Here is a 17,302-nt window from a genome sequence, read left to right as displayed (position 1 = left end):
AGCAGCCCTGGTCAGGAGGCGAGGGCCGGTCCCCGCTCCTGACTACGCCTGACCCGCTCATGAGCTTGACAGGGATGATCTGGGTGGCCTATCTTTCTCTGGGAAGCCTAGGCTTGCCAGCTTGCTCTGAGGTGACCAGGGGGCGATAAGGAGGGAAGGAAAGGCCCATGTTTATCGTGCAGGCGCTGCTGAGCGCCTTCAGCATGTTCTGGGAAATTCTCTGGCCGCTCGTCTTAGGCTTTGCCCTCTCAGCACTGGTGCAGGCGGTGGTTGCCCGAAAAACGCTGGCTCGTCTCCTGGGAGGCGAGTCTCCCCGACATCTGGCGCTAGCCACTCTTTTCGGCATCGCCTCCAGCTCCTGCTCCTATGCAGCGGTTGCCCTGGCGCGCTCGCTCTTTCGCAAGGGGGCCAGTTTTACCGCGGCGATGGTCTTTGAGCTGGCCTCGACCAATCTGGTCATTGAGCTGGGCCTGATCTTGCTGGTCTTGCTGGGCTGGCCCTTCATGCTGGCGCAGTATCTCGGTGGCCTCATCATGGTCATGCTGCTGGCGCTCATCTTCCGCCTCACGCTCAGTCGCCGGCTGGTAGCCCGAGCCAGAGAGCAGGCGGAGCGCGGCCTCAGCGGGCGCATGGAGGGCCATGCGGCGATGGACATGAGTGTCGAGGCCAGCGGCCCATTCTGGCGCCGTCTCTGGAGCGGGCGAGCCTTCACGGCCATCAGCCATTATTTCGTGATGGACTGGGCGGCGATCTGGACCGATGTGCTGCTGGGACTGCTCATTGCCGGGGCTTTAGCGGCCTGGGTACCTGACAGCTTCTGGCGCACCTTCTTCCTGAGCGGTAACCCGACGCTGGCAGCCATCGAGGGGCCGCTGATTGGCCCACTGGTGGCCATTATCAGCTTTGTCTGCTCTGTAGGCAATGTGCCCCTTGCGGCGGTGCTCTGGCGCGGTGGCATCAGCTTCGGTGGCCTGGTCAGCTTCATCTTTGCTGATCTGATCGTCCTGCCTATTCTCGACATCTACCGCAAGTATTACGGCTGGCACGTGGCCAGCTATCTGCTGCTGACCTTCTATGTCACAATGGCCCTCGCTGGCTACCTGGTGGAGCTGCTCTTTAGCCTCCTGGGTCTCATTCCAACGCAGCGTACGGTGACCGCTGTCAGTGAGGGACTGCAGTGGAACTACACTACGGTGCTCAATTTGCTGGCCCTCTTGCTTGCCGCTGTGCTCGTTATCCGCTTTCTGCGCACCGGTGGCCCGGCCATGCTAGCCATGATGAATCGGCCTCCTTCTGAGTCAGCCGAAGCCTCTCACGGACATGGGCACGGATCTCATGTGCAGCGGGACGCCTCATGAGCGGGCAGGGTGGCTGACTGGTATGTCAGCGCGCCTCCAGCTCATGAGGCTGACGCTAACACGAGAGCGGTCCTGAACCGCTCTCGTGGAGGTGGAGAGCCTGTTATGCTCAGGCTGGCTGCTCGGGGAGGCCGTGGACGAGGATCACACGCGAGTGAGAAGCGCGCTGCCGGATGCCGCGGATTGCGCTGTACTCGGGTGAATTGTACCAGGCCCAGGCCTGTTCAGCCGTTGGGAATTCCAGCAGAGCCAGGCGGCCAGGCTTCCAATCGCCCTCGATCGCCTCGATCTGACTGCCACGAGCCAGATATCTGCCCCCATATTGAGCCACAGTAGCGCCGGCCTGGCGGGCGTACTCCTGATAGTCTTCGGGATCGGTGATATCGATGCTGGCGATGATATAGACTGCCATCGTTCTCCTCCTGTTCTTGCGGTTGTGTCCATCCTGTCATTATCGCCTGGCCTGCTGGCTTTTGCTTCCTCTGCACCAGAGCTGCTGTAACAGGACAACAACACTATAGCACATCGCCCGGCTCAGTGATCCAGTTCTACGCGTCGCGCTGAGCGAGAGCGAGAAGGCCAGGGAAAGAACGGCGCGACGTGCTGCTGGTACTGGGCATAGCTGGCAGGATACTTTGCCAGCAGGTGGCGCTCCATCATGGGGATACTGATCCCCAGGAAGAGTGCCAGTATCGCCACTGGTCCGACGATTGTCCACCAAAAAGCCGGGTGGGCCGCTGGCACAAAAAGATAGAGGCCCCACCAGAACAACACTTCGCCGAGATAGTTGGGATGGCGCGACCAGGACCAGAGGCCCGACGGAAAAGGGCCACGCTCGCTGGCGGGCCGGGCACGGAAGTGCTCCATTTGCTGATCGGCCACAGCCTCGATAGCCACGGCGGCCAGCGTCACCAGGGCTGCCAGCCCATCGGCCAGAGCGAGAGGGGTCCCGCGATCGCTCAGGTTAGGCCACAGGCTCAGACAGCCCAAAAAGACCAGCACTGTCGGCATCAGGTGAATACCGAGCAGACTGACCGGCCAGTACCAGGGCCCTGTACTCTTACGGATATCCTGGTAGCGCCAGTCTTCATGTTCCAACCCGCGCCAGCGCCTGGCCCAGTTCACCGTCAGGCGCAGCGCCCAGAGGCAGAGCAAGCCGAAGATCAGGCCATGCCGTGGGTTGGCCAGACCATCCGAGCCGGGCCGGAATAGCCAGAAAAGGGCGATCGGGACCGGGGCCACGCTCCAATAGGGATCATAGAGGCTCGAATTGTTTGTCAGCACACTGAAGGCGAAGATCACGACGGTCGCCACGCCATCGGCGACCGCCAGCGCGGCCAGCGGTGGCCAGCTCTGAAGGAGGCGGAGCGTGGCCCAGGCCCCTCCCAGTGCCAGCACATAGGCCAGGATCGCTATCGCAAAGGCGCGCTTCATCCTCTGGCTCCTTCCCCCGCCAGGGCCGGTCTGCTCAGCCTCGCCGGACGGCTGAAGGGATGCTCGCGCAATCCCATGCGGAAGAGAATCACGAGCGGAAAGATGATCCACGAGGCATTGGCGGCGATCACCAGGCCCAGATGAGGTGAGCGATAGACGCCGAAAGCCTCCTCGCTCAGGATGATTACCACGCCCTCGATCATGGCCACGGCGTAGATAATGCTCGGCAGGCGAATCCACTCGCGACCCCTGGCATAGGCATAGGTGGCCACCAGGTAGAAAGGACCGTAGAGCAGGTCGTCGAGCCAGATGGTCACTTTAAAGAAGACCGGGCGGGCCATCAACAGCGGATCAAAGTGCTGACCCCACCAGTGGATCAGGTCGACCACTGGGCGCGGCGGCCAGAGCGGATAGCTGAAGTGCCAGGGATTGGGGATAATGATCTGTTCAATATCGATCAAATAAGATACGAAGAGCAGGTTGATCACAAAGAAAGCGATCAGCAGCCAATCAAGGCGACGCTGAGAGAGAGGAACAGGCTCCAGTATCGTCACTGCATCATCCTCCTTCGAGGAGATCCCGGCCCGGCCCGGCCCGGTGAGCCAGACCAGGGCCAGCGAGCGCTGGGGTGCTGCTGGTCAAGGCGGGCCTGGCCTGGACAGACGCAGGCCGTAACCAGCTGCAGCCGCGGCAGCCCACTCAGCTCACTCGCGGTAAGAAATCAGCGCAGTCGATGCCAGCAAGCGTTCGACCAGGGCCGGCGCCCAGCGATTCAGCCAAACCAGGGTCTTGCCCGAGAGCGTCAGCACCTGCTCGCGGCGCCGGCGAGCGGCCTGACGCAAGATCAGGCGGGCGCAGCGGTCTGGGTCGAGGGCAGGCACCTTCCTGGCCTGCTCGCCCATCACCTCCTGCAAGCGTGCTGTTCGCACGGCGCTCAGGTAGGTAATCGAGACGCTGACCCCGCTGCCATGCAGCTCCGTGCGCAAGGTATTCAAGAAGCCGCGCATGGCGTGCTTCGAAGCATTGTAGCCAGCAGTACCCGGTAGGCCGAGCAGGCCGCCGAAGCTGTTGACGCCCACGATGCGCCCGCGACTGCGCTTCAAATATGGCAAGGCGTAGTAGGTGCAGTAGACCGTACCCAAATAGTTCAGCTCAATCTCGGAGCGTAGGGTTGAGAGATCGCTGAGGGTCTCGAAGCGGTGGGGGAAGCCCATGCCGGCGTTATTGATCAGCATATCGAGGCGACCATATTCTCTGATCGTGCGTTCGACCAGGTGTCGACACTGGGCCTCATCGCGCAAGTCGGTAGGGACGGCCAGCGCACGGACGCCGCGGGTCCGACAGGTGGCGGCCACGGTCTCCAGTGCCTCGCTGCTGCGGGCGGCCAGAGCCAGCCAGGCGCCCTGCTCTGCCAGCTGATAAGCCAGCTGCTCACCGATGCCGCGCGAAGCACCCGTGATCAGTACCGCCTGCTCGCGAAAAGGGGCATCAGCCATTAAAAGCCTCCTCTGCTTCGCTCTCGGCTGAGCGTGATTGATCGTCTGCCGGTTTGCTCTTGCGCTGCACGAGAAGGAAAGGGCCTCCTGCCTCTTCTTCCGTGCGCAGCGCAAGCGGCTTGCCTGCTGCTACTAGATTACCACATAGGGCGCTGGTGAGGCTCCAGAGCGCGGGCGGTGGGTCATATTTGACCGTGATAAAAATCTTAATCAGTTTTTTATGCCCTTGTATTGCACTTTGCGGGCGCCTATGGTACTATTGCTACAGCCCCACTATGTCACCTGAGTAGGCTGGGTGTTTCGACATTTTATCAGGAAACGGTCCTGAGAGCAGCACGGGTGAGTCGAAGCGACAGCTCTACCAGCGCGGCCTTCAGGATGAAGGGAGCGCAGGGGGTCATCCGATACATACAGACAGTTGTATGTTGGCGGATTGAAGGATGGTAGTAGTGTGGAAGCAGAGAGAGGGAGACACTATGAGCAAACTCGTCATGGTGATAGATGATTCGCTGACCGTGCGCAAGATCATCGAGACCAGCCTGAGACGTGAGGGCTTCGATTACGTCAGCTATCCTGATGGGATTCAGGCGCTGGAGGCTCTCACGAAGCATAAACACCGTGTTCCTGACCTGGTGATCCTCGACATCGGTCTGCCCAAGATGGATGGCTACGAGATTGCTCGCATTTTGCGAACGAAGCCCCAATTTGGTCATACAGTCATTGTAATGCTCTCGGGTCGCGATGGGGTGATTGATCGTCTTAAGGGGCGTCTGGCGGGAGCCAAGGATTACCTCACCAAGCCATTCCGAACACAGGATGTCATTTCGGTCGTGCAGGCCCATCTGGGTAGCCCGACCCCGACCTACAGTTAGCTGGCCTGGCTTCATCTGCCGGGCGTTTGATTGATTCCTTGTTTGGTTCGTTGGACCTCACGTGATCAATCAACCGCCTTGGCCAGTGACGCAAGAAGCGACTCGCTCATCACTCACGAACGAGGAAAACGAACGAGGGCAGTGCTGCCTGCGGCGGCGCGAGCGGAAGAGAAGATGGTTGTACCACGTGCGGGAGGGTTTCTCTCCAGGTCGCTGGAGGCTTTGAGCGATGAGGAGTTCTGGAACTATGCGCGTGAGCTGGCTCGCATGGTTCCAGCTGCAGCTCATCCCGAGGAGTATCTGGAATGCAGCCTGTCGCTGGGACAGGGCTGCTGTTTTGTTTCGCTCAAGGCACTCTGTGAAGTGGTGCCTCCTCCCCATCGTTTTGCTGTTTTGCCCGCTTCCCCTGCCTGGCTGCCTGGCCTGGTGGCCTGGCGTGGCGAGGTGATTGCCGCCGTTGATCTGCCTGGCTTCCTCTGCGATTCTCCCACGGTCTCCGCGGGCGACAGCATGTTGCTGGTTGCTGATCATCCTGACCAGCCAGTCGGCCTGCTGGTTCCCGCCATTGGCTCGATCCTCTCCCTGGAATATACGCCTCTGGAGGAGTGTGAGGCCCTTCCTGTGCGTCGCGAACTGCTGCGTGGCCTGCGCGGTACTGATCCGGTGCTGGATGTGCCGGCTTTGCTGGCTGAGGTGCTACACGAGATAGAGAGGGCGGTGACCTATGGCTGAGCCAGAGGACGCGCTGCCGGAGGAGCTGGCGGAAGCGCCTGAGCCGGAGGAGGCCTCTCAACTGACGCCTGAAGATCTGGCGATCATCGAGGCTTTTCGCCAGATGGAAGATCTGGAGCCGCCCGAAGGTCTCGCCGAGTCGCCGGCTGCGGCTGCTGTGGCTGGCGAGGGGAGAGACCTCTCTGACGAAGCAGCGACCGCGGGTCTGGGAGGAGGAGAGGCAGGGGCTGGCTCGTCCGCGGCTGATGAGGGCCTCGACGATATGCTGGTCCTTTTTGTTGGGGAGGCCGACGAGGATATTGCCTCGATGCGCCAGGCTCTGACCCAGCTGGAGCAAGAGGACCAGCTTGACGATGGCTACCTGGAGGCCCTGCGCCGTAGCGCTCATAAGCTGAAAGGGACCGCGGGCGCCGTCGGCTGCCCGTCGATGTCGACGATCGCCTACTATATCGAGATGCTTGTCGGCTCGTTGCGCGATGGCTCGGTCCCGATGATGATTGGCCTGATGGCCCTGGTGCAGGCCATGCGGGCGCTGGAGGCCACGCTGCAAAGCATCGTCGAGACAGGACAGGAGAGTAGCACCCCTCTCACCGAGCTGGAGGCCGATTATGAGGCCCTCAATGAGTTCGGCAATGTGCGCCGCGCGCCCTCGGAAAGCCTGATTGCCCTCACAGCAGCCGATGAGGCGGCCTTGCTCGAAGAAGAAGAGCTGGCGCCCCGCTCTCCGTTGCGTGAGGAGATTGCTCGTTTCCATCTCCGTACCCGCCCTCCGCGCGAATCCAGCTCGCCGCTTCCCTCGGTGCTGGTGGATGCTGAGCGTCTCAAGCGGCTCGTGCTCAATAGCGAGCATCTGGCCGAACAACGAGAACCTCTGGAGAGCGCCCGGCGTGAGCTAGAGGCAGCCTTACAGGAACTTTACGCCGCTCAGGGACGCCTGCAGTATCTGGAGACGCTGCTCTCCCTTAATCCTCTCTCGCTCAGCGAGACTGGCCGCATTCCTCCCTTGCCGCTCCGTTCGCTTCCGCAGCAACCGATGTCATCGCTGGTGGCGCGCATCCTGGAGGAGGCGGAGCAGTCTGGACGCCATACCCCGATGCATGCTCAGCAGCGCCAACGTTTGAGCGTTCTGGCGCTCAAAGCGCGCGAGACGACCTCTTGGGACGAGATGGAAGTTGATCGCTATACCGAGAGCGACGTCCTCTTGCGCGCCTTTGCTGAAGCGATCGCCGATGTCAGCACGGCCTCGGCCCAGGTTCGCGCTGCCTTTGCTCGTCTTGATCGCGTCCTGCGTCGTCACATGGACCTTGCCAATCGGGTGCGTGGCGAGACGCTCTTGTTGCGCTCGGCGCCCCTGGCCGTGCTGCTACCGCGCATCCGGCGGGCCATTCGGATGAGTGCCGACGCTCAGCGTCAACGTGTCCGCTTTGAAGCTCGCGGCGAGACGACCGAGGTGGATCAGGACATTCTGGAGGCCCTGGCCCGTCCCTTGCTGCAGCTCGTGCGCTATGCCATGATCATCAATTGGAGCAGCACCTATGCTGAAGATGGTGGGGAGGAAGAGCAGGAGAGGCGAGTCTGGTTCTATGCCCATGCGGTTGGCAATGAGGTCTCGCTGGAACTGGGCTTCTCGACACCGGTGCGGGCGGGAGCGCTGGAGTTGGTCCAGGGACCCATTCAGCAGCTGCAGGGGACGGTGACCGCTCAGCGCAATGCCCTGGGCGGGGTGACTTTCTATCTGACGCTGCCACGCTTGCATGGGGCCATGCATGGCCTGCTGGTGCGCACCGCTGGCCAACGCCTGGTCGTACCCTTCTCCCAGGTGCGCCGCATTATCGTAGAGCGCTCTGCCCTGGAGGGAGAGGGCCAGGCTGCTTCTGCCCAGTCCCCGCTCTCTGCCGTGCCGCTCTCTCGGTTGCTGGGGTTGCCAGAGGTGGACGATGGTACGAGTGAGTCTGCTTCGCCAGAGGAGGCGCGTCCGCTGCTCTTGTTGCAAGAGGGCCTGCCCTGTGAGGTAGTCGCGGTGGACGAAGTTCTGGGGGGCGTTGAGCTGGTAGTCCGGCCTTTGGCCCCTTATCTGCGACGTCCTGGGATCATGGGGGCGGCCATTGACGGCCAGGGCAATGTCTTGCTCGTCGTGGACCTGATGCGCCTCGCGCCTCTTGCGGTAGCCCCGGAGATGAAGAGGACCAGCCCCCAGCGCGGACCGCTGGCCGGCAGCTCCGAGCAGACAGTCGCCAGCGCCGGGCGGACGGTCATGATCGCTGACGATTCGGTGTACATTCGCCAGTCGTTGCAGCAGACACTACAGCGAGCTGGCTATCGCGTGGTGCAGGCGCGCGACGGCATGGAGGCCTGGGAGCTATTGCTGGAACAGCCGCCGGACGTCTTGCTGCTCGACATAGAGATGCCCCATTTGAATGGCTATGAGCTGCTCAGCATGATCCGGGCCAGTTCACGTTTTGCCTCGCTCAAGATCATCATGCTCACGGCGCGTTCTTCGGAGAAGCATCGTCGCTCGGCCCAGGATCTGGGGGCTCAGGCCTATTTGACCAAGCCTTCGCCTCCCGAACAGCTGTTGGACACCATTGGGACTGTGCTGAGCGAGAAGGCACCAGCTCAATAGGTGGCGGGCCAGCGACCACGAGCGGAGCTGTGCGTACGGTACGGTCGCTAGCCGAAACGAGGAGGCTCTCCTTCCCCGCCCGAAACAGGGAAGGAGAGCCTCTTTGGCCGATGGCTGCTGATCTGTTCTCCCCTAGTTGCGATAGTAGGAGGCAGCAGCCCTGATGGCGCCAGTCTCGATCATGATCTGCTGCAGCTGCTGAGTATCGAGCGTCTCGTAGAGGCGCAGAGCCTGGGCGATGCGATCAAGCGTTACGCGATGCTCGCGCAGCAGACTCAGGGCGCGGTTGTAGGCTGCCTTGACAATGCGATCGACCTCTTTATCGATCATAGAAGCCGTCTTCTCGCTGTAGTCGCGGCGTCCAAAGGCAGCGCGCTCCAGCGGGTCTTCGCGCTCCTGGAAGAAAAGCGGGCCGATTCGCTCGCTCATGCCCCAGTTAGTGACCATGCGGCGGGCGATCTGCGTCACTTGCTGGAGATCGTTCTCCGCGCCGGTTGTAATGCGGCCAATGGCCACCTCTTCAGCGGCGCGTCCACCGAGGGCGGTCACCAGGCGGGCCTCCAGGTACTCGCGACTGTAGTTGTGGCGGTCATCGAGCGGCAGATAGCGCGTCACGCCCAGCGCCTGGCCACGTGGCACGATGGTGACCTTCCCGACAGGGTCAACGTGCTCGGTCAGAAGCGCGGTCAGGGCGTGGCCGCCTTCGTGGTAGGCCACCACCTTCAGATCTTCCTCGCTGAGCACGAGCGGGCGCTCGGCGCCCAGGACAATCTTATCCAGGGCCTCCAGGAAGCAGTTCTGATTGACGACATCCAGATTGCGGCGTGCGGCCAGGAGGGCTGCCTCATTGACCAGGTTAGCCAGGTCAGCGCCGACCATGCCCGGCGTGGCTCGGGCGATCGCCTCCAGGTCCACATCTGGGGCCAGAGGGACCTTGCGCGTGTGGATCTGCAGGATTGCCAGGCGCCCCTTCCAGTCGGGACGGTCCACGGTCACGCGGCGATCGAAGCGACCGGGGCGCAACAGGGCCTTGTCGAGGCCCTCGGGACGGTTAGTCGCCGCCAGCACTACCACGGCCTGGCGCACGTCGAAGCCATCCATCTCCACCAGCAGCTGATTCAGCGTCTGCTCGCGCTCATCGTTGCTATTGATGCTGGCGCCGCGCTGGCGTCCGACGGCATCAATCTCATCGATAAAGATGATGCTGGGGGCGGCCTTCTTGGCCTGGTCGAAGAGGTCGCGCACGCGGCTGGCGCCCACACCCACCAGGACCTCAACGAACTCGGAGCCGGACATCGAGAAGAAGGGGACGCCGGCCTCGCCGGCCACGGCCCGCGCCAATAGGGTCTTCCCTGTGCCTGGGGGACCAACCAGCAAGACGCCGCGGGGGATCTTGCCGCCTAGACGCTGGAACTTCTGGGGCGTCTTCAGAAACTCGACGATCTCGACCAGGTCATTTTTGGCCTCATCAACCCCGGCCACATCGGCGAAGGTCGTGCTGGGCCGATCCTCCATGATCAGGCGCGCGCGGCTCTTGCCGAAGCTAAAGATATTCTGCTGACCCTGCGTAGCGCGCCTGATGATGAACAGGAAGAGCACTCCCAGGAAGACCCAGGGCAGGGCATTAAAGAGGATGTTTAGCCATAGGCTGCCATCGCTGGTCGGCTTGGCGGAGACCGAGACGTTATGCTGCAGCAGCAGCTGAATCAGCTTGGGGTCTCCGCTGGCGAGCTGCGTGAAGTGATAGTATTTTGACGTCTTGCCGGGGTTGTTGGGGTCAGCGACCGGGTCAACGAACTCGCCGGTCACATCCTGCCCCTGAAAGACCGCCGTCTTGACGTTACCTTTCTCTACTTCTGCGTAGAAAGAGCTGTATGGGATCTCAATAGCGTTTTGATTGCTGCTGCTCGTGCCGCCCTGTAGGAAGGATTGAAGGGCCCACCAGCCCAGCAGCAAGATCCCCACAATCACCAGAGAACGCAGCAGCAACGAAGAAAGGCTTTCATTGTTGCGGTTATTATTATTGTTGTTGCTGTTGCCGTTGGGACTGGGAGGAGTATTCAAGCGCGGGGGCCCACTCTGAGAAGGACCATCGGGGCCGCGCTCGTAGGTATGTAAAGCCTGAGCTTCCATCTTGTTCAGACCTGCTTTCTGCTCGACAGGATCGCCGCATCGGCTGACTGGCTGGCTCGTTGGCCAGAAGCAGCCGGGCGATCAGGCGCGGTCGCTGCCTCTGTATTTTATACGGTAATACGGATGAGCGAAGCGATTGGGTTGGAGTAATTACTATACTATGATATCTCATTGGGGGGAAGGAGTGCCAGCCTGACCCTTCTAGTTTGATAGCCGCCTGGCCGGGCCAGGGCCGGAGGATAGGTGCAGGACAGGCCGGGGGAAGGTAGGGTAGGCTGGGGAGCGGGTGATCAGCGGAGGCGCGGGCCCTGTCCCGAGCGAGGGAGCGAGCAAGGTCCGCGCCGATAGTGTCAGGATGAGCTTGTTAGCGAATCGCCGGCTGATGCGCTAGCTCGCTGGTTGAGCGGGCGAACCGGTGCCTAGCTCCTGCGCATCCAGTTCCTGCTTGAGCGTATCGACCTCCTGTTTCAGGGTATTGACCTGCTGCTGAAGGGTGGCTACTTGCTGTTGGAGCGCGGAGATGCGCGGGTCCTGGCCGGGACCGCGATCGAGGTGCATCAGGTAGGCGGGGCCAGAGCCGGGAGGGTTATCGACCTGGTGGCCGGGGTCCCAGCAGACCACGCCGCGCTCGAAGCGCTGCAAGACCACACCCTTATAGCCAGCGACCGCCGTTTCATTGGAGAGGGGGAGACCGAGGTAGGTCAGGCCAAAGAGGGCATCCCCGCCGTAGCGGCGGTAGAAGTCCAGGATGCCATGACCGACGACATATCCCGTTTTCGTGCAGCGCCAGACGTTGTTACCGAGATCCGTGAAGTAGCCGCGAGTGGCCGTGATATCCAGCATAAACCCTCCTTGCTCAAGAAACGCCCACAACTCAGTCCAGGGATAGTTGCCGGGGCAGCGCGCGCGCGAAATGGGGTCCAGCTCAAAATGACCGACGATGCCACCGTTGGCATCGCCATGCCGGCGAGGAATGCCGTGACGCTCACAGATGTCCGCGATCAGGCGGAACGAGGCACGTTTCTGGGCATCGGTGAGCGGCGTTGAGTTATCGAGGGCCGGGTCGACATGCTCGATGCTGATGGTCACCAGGTTCAGATTGATGCCCTCGGGCAAAAAGGCGGCGTGGCCTGCTTCCAGACAGCAGTTTCCCCCGGCTCCATCCTGCTCACGCACGCACTGCACCACCGTCCCATCCTGTCCTACCACGTAATGGGTGCTGGTCATTTCCGCATTGGTAGCAAAGTAGTTGGCTACCTCCTGCGCCGTGTGAAAGCCCGCGGTCTTATGGACCACGATCCATTTCGGGTTGTTGGCGTCGATGAAGACCCGCGAGCGATCCACGTACATCGGGATGGCTTCCGCGTAGTCGGTCATCGCTGTGGTACCTCCTCCTTCGACCGCTGCTGGTGCGCTCTCGCAGGCGAGTTCACTGAGGTCATACCTGCTCCTTTCCAGTTCAGAGCGATAGCACAGGTCTTGTCGCCACTGAATAGATCTGTGAGCATCCGTAATCTCTTCCCTGCTTTACCTCTCTTGATAAAGAAGCTTCTGCTGAGGAAAGCGTCCTGTTTCACTGCGCAACATGGCCATTATAATCTGCTATCGCTTCTATCTAGTAAGTATACTCGGCATAACAAATGTTTTTGATCAGGTCAAAAGTGGCTTACTGTCAAAGAAGGCGGGCGGTGGCGACGCAGGCGGAGCTGCGTGCGTTCAGAGGCTCGTCTTGTAGGGTGAGAGAATCGCTTCCTGGCTACGTTTAACAGATGAGCAGCTTGCCTTGTCAGTCAGGTGAGTGACCAACAACGCAACTGGCTTTCGGGATAGGGGCCCGGTGTGAAGTATTACCTTGTTGTGTGTCGCGTTTTCTTGCAGACTGAGCGATGACTAGTGAACCGACCAGGAGGCTGTGTCAGCATGCAACGGTGTCCTCATTGTGGCGCCACTCTGCCTGCCGATGCTTATTACTGCGGGCGCTGTGGCTTACCAGTCTATGGAGCCACGCCTCATGAGCCGACAGAGCGGGCTGACGCTGGTGCTCATGCACCTGGGCCAGCCCTCGACCCGACGCGCCAGGCCGGGCCGGAACCCGTTGGGCCATACCAGGGAACAGTGCCAGCGGTGGGGTCTGATCCTTATGCGATGACCAAGTATGGAACTCCCCCCTATGGGGTAGGACCGGAGACGGAGCCTGCGGGGAAGGACCTTTTCACGCCACCACCTCCGCCACCTTCTTCGTTCGAATATCCGCCTCTCTATCCTATCCCTCCTGCAGGCCGGAACCAGCGTCCGCTGCGCCGACCGTCACTGATGCTCATTGGAGTGGTGTTGGTGGTGGTACTGGTGGTAGGTGGTGTCCTGGTTGCTCTCAACCTCCTGCATGTGGGGCAGGGGCAACCGCAGCTCAGGGTCAGCAGTGCCTATCACGTGGGCAGTCTGCCAGCGGGGGCTACGGGGACGAGCTTGCAGGTGAGTGGTCAGCAGTTTGCCTCTGATTCGCAGGTGACCTTTTATCTGGATGGTCAGCCCCTTCCAGGAGTGAACGCTAAAACCGATAGCAACGGGGCTTTGAATGTGAAGCTGAGTGTGACGAGCGGCTGGAAGCTTGGTCAGCATACGCTCACGGCGGCGGATGCCAGCAGCAACCGCGTGCAGGAGGGGGTGACGGTGGTGATTGTGCCGCAGGGGCAGGCCCATACGCCTGGTCCCAATGGGGCCCCGCCCGACGATGCCAGCTTCAAGATCGCCTTTACGGCTTCCAACGGCTCGGCGACTCAGAGCGGTACGTTCACAGTCACGGGTCATCCCGACCCTGCCGGAGGCACGGTCTGCGCGACCTATGCCAATGGAATGAAGGACGATGGGCAGCCGCATACGCTGAATGGGGTGACCTCCAGTGGTATCCGCTACCAGGAGACGCTCGTGGCGACCTGCCAGGGAACGTATCGCGGTGGCAAAATCATCTACAAGGAGATCTATAACCAGGATCAAGTGGTCTTTCAGACATCCCAGGGCAATGTGACCTGTACCACTGCTCCGCATACGGTCCAGGCCGAGGGGAGCTTTGTCGATGCCACGCATGTGAAGGGGACTTTGAGCGGGCCCGCCTACTCCTATAGCTGTGATAATGGGAATTCCTCGCAAGTGCAGGCATCAACGGGGACCTGGGAGGGCCAGCTCCTCGCGTAGCGCTATGGCCCTGGTCTCTGGTGAACCCTGCCCTGCTTCTTGCTACTCCCCCATTCAAAAGATGGGGGAGTCTGCGTTTTCGGTGGGCGGCCAGCCCTTCACCATAACCTCCGTATTTACGTGCTTCCTCGATGGTCACCAGTGAGCGGGAACGCAGTTCCCGCTCACCGCATGCTGCGACGGGGGGAGCAAGCGCTGCTATCCCGCTCAGAGAAGGCGGATGGAGACGCTTCTGCTGTGAGGGGGGGCTGAGCAGAGCCGGCACTACGGCCACAGGCGGTGGCGGGGAGGCAGCGCGGCGCTTTGCTGTGCGAAACCTGCGAACCAGACCCTGTACAGAGGAGGTTTTCCGTGCTATGATTCACGTCTGTCAATAGAAGAGCATCGTTTTATGCTATCGTTGCTTTTCAACACAGTACCCGCCGAAGATCTCGTTAGCAGGAAACGGTAGAAGGGGAGGGTGGTCTTGGAATTGGAGCAATGAGGCTGTAACAGAGAGTAAAAGGAAGCAAGGAATGGAACGCTGCACTGTTTGTGGGGCCGAGCTGGCGTCTGGGACCCTGATCTGTCCTCAGTGTGGGCAGGCGCGCACTGGCAGCGGGCCGGCGGCTGCCACTGGGAGCACCGTCCCGAATCCGGTGTCCAGGGCAGAGCCTGCCAGTCCAGGAGTCCCATCCCCAGCTCCAGCTATAACCCCGCCGCCGCCTCCCTCTGGCTGGTTCTATGGGCCGCCGCCTTCGGCTTTTCCCCCTCCCTTTGCTACGAGCGGGCCGGAGCGTCCTAAGCGCAGATCGGGGCCGCTGGTGGCCGCGCTCATTAGCGGTCTGGTGCTGATTCTGGTGGTGGTGCCTGTCGCCTGCATCGCGACCTTTCTCTACTTGAGAGCGCACTCGGCGTTTCTTGCTGAGCAGCCGACTATCAGCGTTGAGAGTCGCTACTCTGTAGGCAACGTGCCAGCTGCCGCCAGTGGAACCCAGCTCTACGTCTCTGGTCAGCATTTTTCTCCCTCCGCGATGGTCGAGTTCGCCCTCGATGGGCAGGTGATGACTGGTCGGAGCTTTCAGGGCCAGAGCAGTAGCCAGGGAGAGCTGGCCTGCTACCTGAATGTCAATAGTCTCTGGCCGCTAGGCACTCACCAGCTCACTGCCATTGATACGAGCACAAGTAAGAAGACCGCGGCTGTCGCTATTGACATTGTCCAGCAAGGTCAGGCCCATACTCCAGGGCCACACGGCGCGCCTCCCGACGATACCTCCTTTCAGCTCAACGTCCTGATCCGGGGTAAGGATAGCGATGGTCAAGCGATTTCGTACGCCATGCAGCTCGCTGTGACGGGGCAGCCTGATCCGGCTGGTGGCACCGTCTGCACCAGCGATGATGACCAGCTCGTTCATACCTATGATGGTAGCGTTCAAGGGGTTCCCTACCATCAGCGCTGGATCGCACGCTGTTCCGGCACCTATCGGCAAGGGCACATCCGTTACATGCGCCTGATGGTGGAGGACAGTTATGTTTTCACCAAAGGCAATACGAAAATTACCTGTACGGCGCCTTCCTCGTTCGAGGCGATGACGCTGGTGGGAGACTTTTCCTCCAGTCAGCTTGCCAGTGGGAACTACAGCGCCCCTTATACGTCGCTGCAATGTGATCATGGGGCCACGGACTATCTCCCCTCGGCTAGAGGCACCTGGACAGGAGTGCTTGCCTCCTAAAGAGCTGCCACCCAGGCAGCTCTAGCTCTCACTGACAGCGATGCATCTGACCTGCGCTGGCTGCTCGACGAGTGGCTGGCGTAGGCCATCGTCCTGGCCTCCTCCCTCCCCGTCTCTCCGTCTCTCCTTCCCGCAACTACCTCATTGTGCCATCTGAGAGCGGCAAACCTGCAATTTACCTGTCCCTTGAGTAGACTACCGTATAAGCGGGAAGACAGGGACTGCTGTCCCCGCGCATCGTGACAGCACCCAGGCTGGTGAGCCTCTCTCATCAGCTACACTGCATTGTAGTCAGCGTCCTGGTCTGGTGGTTGAGTGAGGGGCCAGCCGGCGATTCATCAGTGTTCAGCAGTTCAGCTGCTCTGAATGGAGGTTTGCGCGATGACGATCACGCACAAGGACCAGAGCACCGCCATTTCTCTAGATCAGCTTCTGGCCGATTGGGAGGAGCAGGGTATTCGCACAGTACTCTTTGAGCTGCCCGACATGCATGGCGTGGCCCGCTCCAAGCTGATCCCTCTGAATAAGGTGCGTGGCTATGCCGAGAAGGGCCTGAATATGTATGGCGGCACCGTTGCCCTCGATAGCCGCTCGTTTGTCGTACAGGGCACCAGGTACAATGAAGAGAAGAATTACGCCGACCAGATGCTCATTCCTGATCTATCGACGGCTGCCGTGGTGCCCTGGCTGAGTGGCACGGCGCGCCTGATCTGCGATGCTTACTGGCAGGACGGCACTCCGCTTTACGCGGCACCACGCCATGTGCTGCGCCGTGTCCTGGCCGAGTTGGACAAGCTCGGCTACGAGGCGGTCATCGGCCTGGAATATGAGTTTTATCTGCTTGATCCGATGACCATGACCCCGGTCTTCAATGGTCTGCATATCTTCAATACGTCGCGCAACCTGGCGGTACCAGTGACGGAGCGCATCGTCGAGCTGATGCCGCAAATCGGCATCGATATCATCACGGCCAACTGCGAGTACGGTCCCGGTCAATTCGAGATCAATTATGGGGCCCATACTGGCCTGCGGGCCGCTGACCTGGGCTTCACCTTCAAGAACGGCGTCAAGATGATCGCCCGTCAGCTCGGCTACCATGCGACCTTCATGACCAAGCCCTTCAGCGATCAGTCGGCCAGTGGCGCCCATACGCATGTCAGTCTGGTCTCGAAGGCAACGGGCCAGAATGCTTTTCTCGACGCCAATGATCCATATGGGCTGTCGCCTACGGCCTACTATTTTACGCAGGGCATGCTGAAGCACGCCAATGCGGCGATGGCTCTGATGGCGCCGACGCCCAACTGCTACCATCGCTTCGTGCCGCACCATTTCGCACCCTCTAACATCAGTTGGGGACCCGAGGATCGCTCGGCGATGATTCGGGCGAAGAATAGCCGCGATGAGCGTACGCATCTGGAGAATCGTTTGCCCACTGCTTTGAGTAATCCCTATCTATCGATTGCGGCGGTGATTGCCGCGGGCGTGCTGGGCCTGCGCGACCAGGAGTTGCCACCGGCGGCGGTCTCGGGTCTGGCTGAAGAGCATAGCGAGTTTCCGCCTTTGCCGACGACGCTCGATGAGGCCCTGGATGCGTTAGAGCGCGATGAGGAGTTCCGCCAGTTGCTGGGCGATGAGTTTGTGGAGGTCTTTACGCGGGCCAAACGCAGCGAGCTGGCACGCTTTAAAGCCCACGTGACCGATTGGGAGCGCGAGGAGTATCTGGAGATCTATTAGTTAGTCATACACGCTT

Annotated in this window: 13 protein-coding genes; 7 read left to right on the top strand and 6 right to left on the bottom strand. The window is 60.9% G+C overall.

All coding sequences use genetic code 11. The features are described from left to right. The first annotated feature begins 167 nt into the window (after positions 1–167). Positions 168–1,358 (top strand): permease, encoded by a 1,191-nt coding sequence (locus tag N688_RS18975; protein ID WP_052890745.1) that lies wholly within the window; start codon positions 168–170, stop codon positions 1,356–1,358. A 109-nt stretch (positions 1,359–1,467) separates the two neighbouring features. Here the strand turns inward: N688_RS18975 and N688_RS18970 are convergent, their stop codons facing one another. The 4 genes from N688_RS18970 to N688_RS18955 all read right to left on the bottom strand — a co-directional run bounded on the left by N688_RS18970 (position 1,468) and on the right by N688_RS18955 (position 4,288). After that, positions 1,468–1,770: a DUF1330 domain-containing protein gene (locus tag N688_RS18970; protein WP_052890744.1), complete on the bottom strand. Its 303-nt coding sequence runs from the start codon at positions 1,768–1,770 to the stop codon at positions 1,468–1,470. 122 nt (positions 1,771–1,892) lie between these two features. Continuing rightward, positions 1,893–2,792 (bottom strand): DUF1295 domain-containing protein, encoded by a 900-nt coding sequence (locus tag N688_RS18965; protein ID WP_081839016.1) that lies wholly within the window; start codon positions 2,790–2,792, stop codon positions 1,893–1,895. Beyond that, positions 2,789–3,346 carry an EXPERA domain-containing protein gene (locus tag N688_RS18960; RefSeq protein WP_052890743.1) on the bottom strand — a complete coding sequence of 186 codons (558 nt, stop codon included), beginning with the start codon at positions 3,344–3,346 and terminating at the stop codon, positions 2,789–2,791. The genes N688_RS18965 and N688_RS18960 overlap by 4 nt, the downstream gene beginning before the upstream one ends. Before the next feature lie 150 nt (positions 3,347–3,496). Continuing rightward, complete coding sequence (locus N688_RS18955) at positions 3,497–4,288, bottom strand: SDR family oxidoreductase (RefSeq protein ID WP_052890742.1); 792 nt, start codon at positions 4,286–4,288, stop codon at positions 3,497–3,499. A 476-nt stretch (positions 4,289–4,764) separates the two neighbouring features. Between N688_RS18955 and N688_RS18950 the strand changes: the two genes are divergently transcribed. From N688_RS18950 to N688_RS18940, 3 genes are all read left to right on the top strand, one after another. Beyond that, positions 4,765–5,160 (top strand): response regulator, encoded by a 396-nt coding sequence (locus N688_RS18950; protein WP_052890741.1) that lies wholly within the window; start codon positions 4,765–4,767, stop codon positions 5,158–5,160. 174 nt (positions 5,161–5,334) lie between these two features. Next, the gene (locus N688_RS18945) at positions 5,335–5,892 is read left to right on the top strand and encodes a chemotaxis protein CheW (RefSeq protein ID WP_156025519.1); all 558 of its coding nucleotides are present in this window, start codon (positions 5,335–5,337) and stop codon (positions 5,890–5,892) included. Then, positions 5,885–8,515 carry an ATP-binding response regulator gene (locus N688_RS18940; protein WP_052890739.1) on the top strand — a complete coding sequence of 877 codons (2,631 nt, stop codon included), beginning with the start codon at positions 5,885–5,887 and terminating at the stop codon, positions 8,513–8,515. The genes N688_RS18945 and N688_RS18940 overlap by 8 nt, the downstream gene beginning before the upstream one ends. 132 nt (positions 8,516–8,647) lie before the next feature. On the opposite strand, the gene ftsH is transcribed toward N688_RS18940, so the two are convergent. Next, positions 8,648–10,648: an ATP-dependent zinc metalloprotease FtsH gene (gene ftsH / locus N688_RS18935; RefSeq protein WP_052890738.1), complete on the bottom strand. Its 2,001-nt coding sequence runs from the start codon at positions 10,646–10,648 to the stop codon at positions 8,648–8,650. Positions 10,649–11,035: 387 nt separating this feature from the next. Further along, positions 11,036–12,025, bottom strand: coding sequence for an N-acetylmuramoyl-L-alanine amidase (locus N688_RS18930; RefSeq protein WP_052890737.1), 990 nt, complete (start codon positions 12,023–12,025; stop codon positions 11,036–11,038). A gap of 543 nt (positions 12,026–12,568) precedes the next feature. On the opposite strand from N688_RS18930, the gene N688_RS18925 reads away from it, so the two are divergent. The 3 genes from N688_RS18925 to N688_RS18915 all read left to right on the top strand — a co-directional run bounded on the left by N688_RS18925 (position 12,569) and on the right by N688_RS18915 (position 17,286). Beyond that, positions 12,569–13,840, top strand: coding sequence for a zinc ribbon domain-containing protein (locus N688_RS18925; protein ID WP_052890736.1), 1,272 nt, complete (start codon positions 12,569–12,571; stop codon positions 13,838–13,840). 515 nt (positions 13,841–14,355) lie between these two features. Then, positions 14,356–15,552: a hypothetical protein gene (locus N688_RS18920; RefSeq protein ID WP_052890735.1), complete on the top strand. Its 1,197-nt coding sequence runs from the start codon at positions 14,356–14,358 to the stop codon at positions 15,550–15,552. Between the two features lie 381 nt (positions 15,553–15,933). After that, the gene (locus N688_RS18915) at positions 15,934–17,286 is read left to right on the top strand and encodes a glutamine synthetase family protein (protein ID WP_052890734.1); all 1,353 of its coding nucleotides are present in this window, start codon (positions 15,934–15,936) and stop codon (positions 17,284–17,286) included. Positions 17,287–17,302: the final 16 nt, after the last annotated feature.

This window comes from Thermogemmatispora carboxidivorans (assembly GCF_000702505.1).
Lineage (GTDB): Bacteria > Chloroflexota > Ktedonobacteria > Ktedonobacterales > Ktedonobacteraceae > Thermogemmatispora > Thermogemmatispora carboxidivorans.
This window is presented reverse-complemented; position numbering and strand designations above follow the sequence as displayed.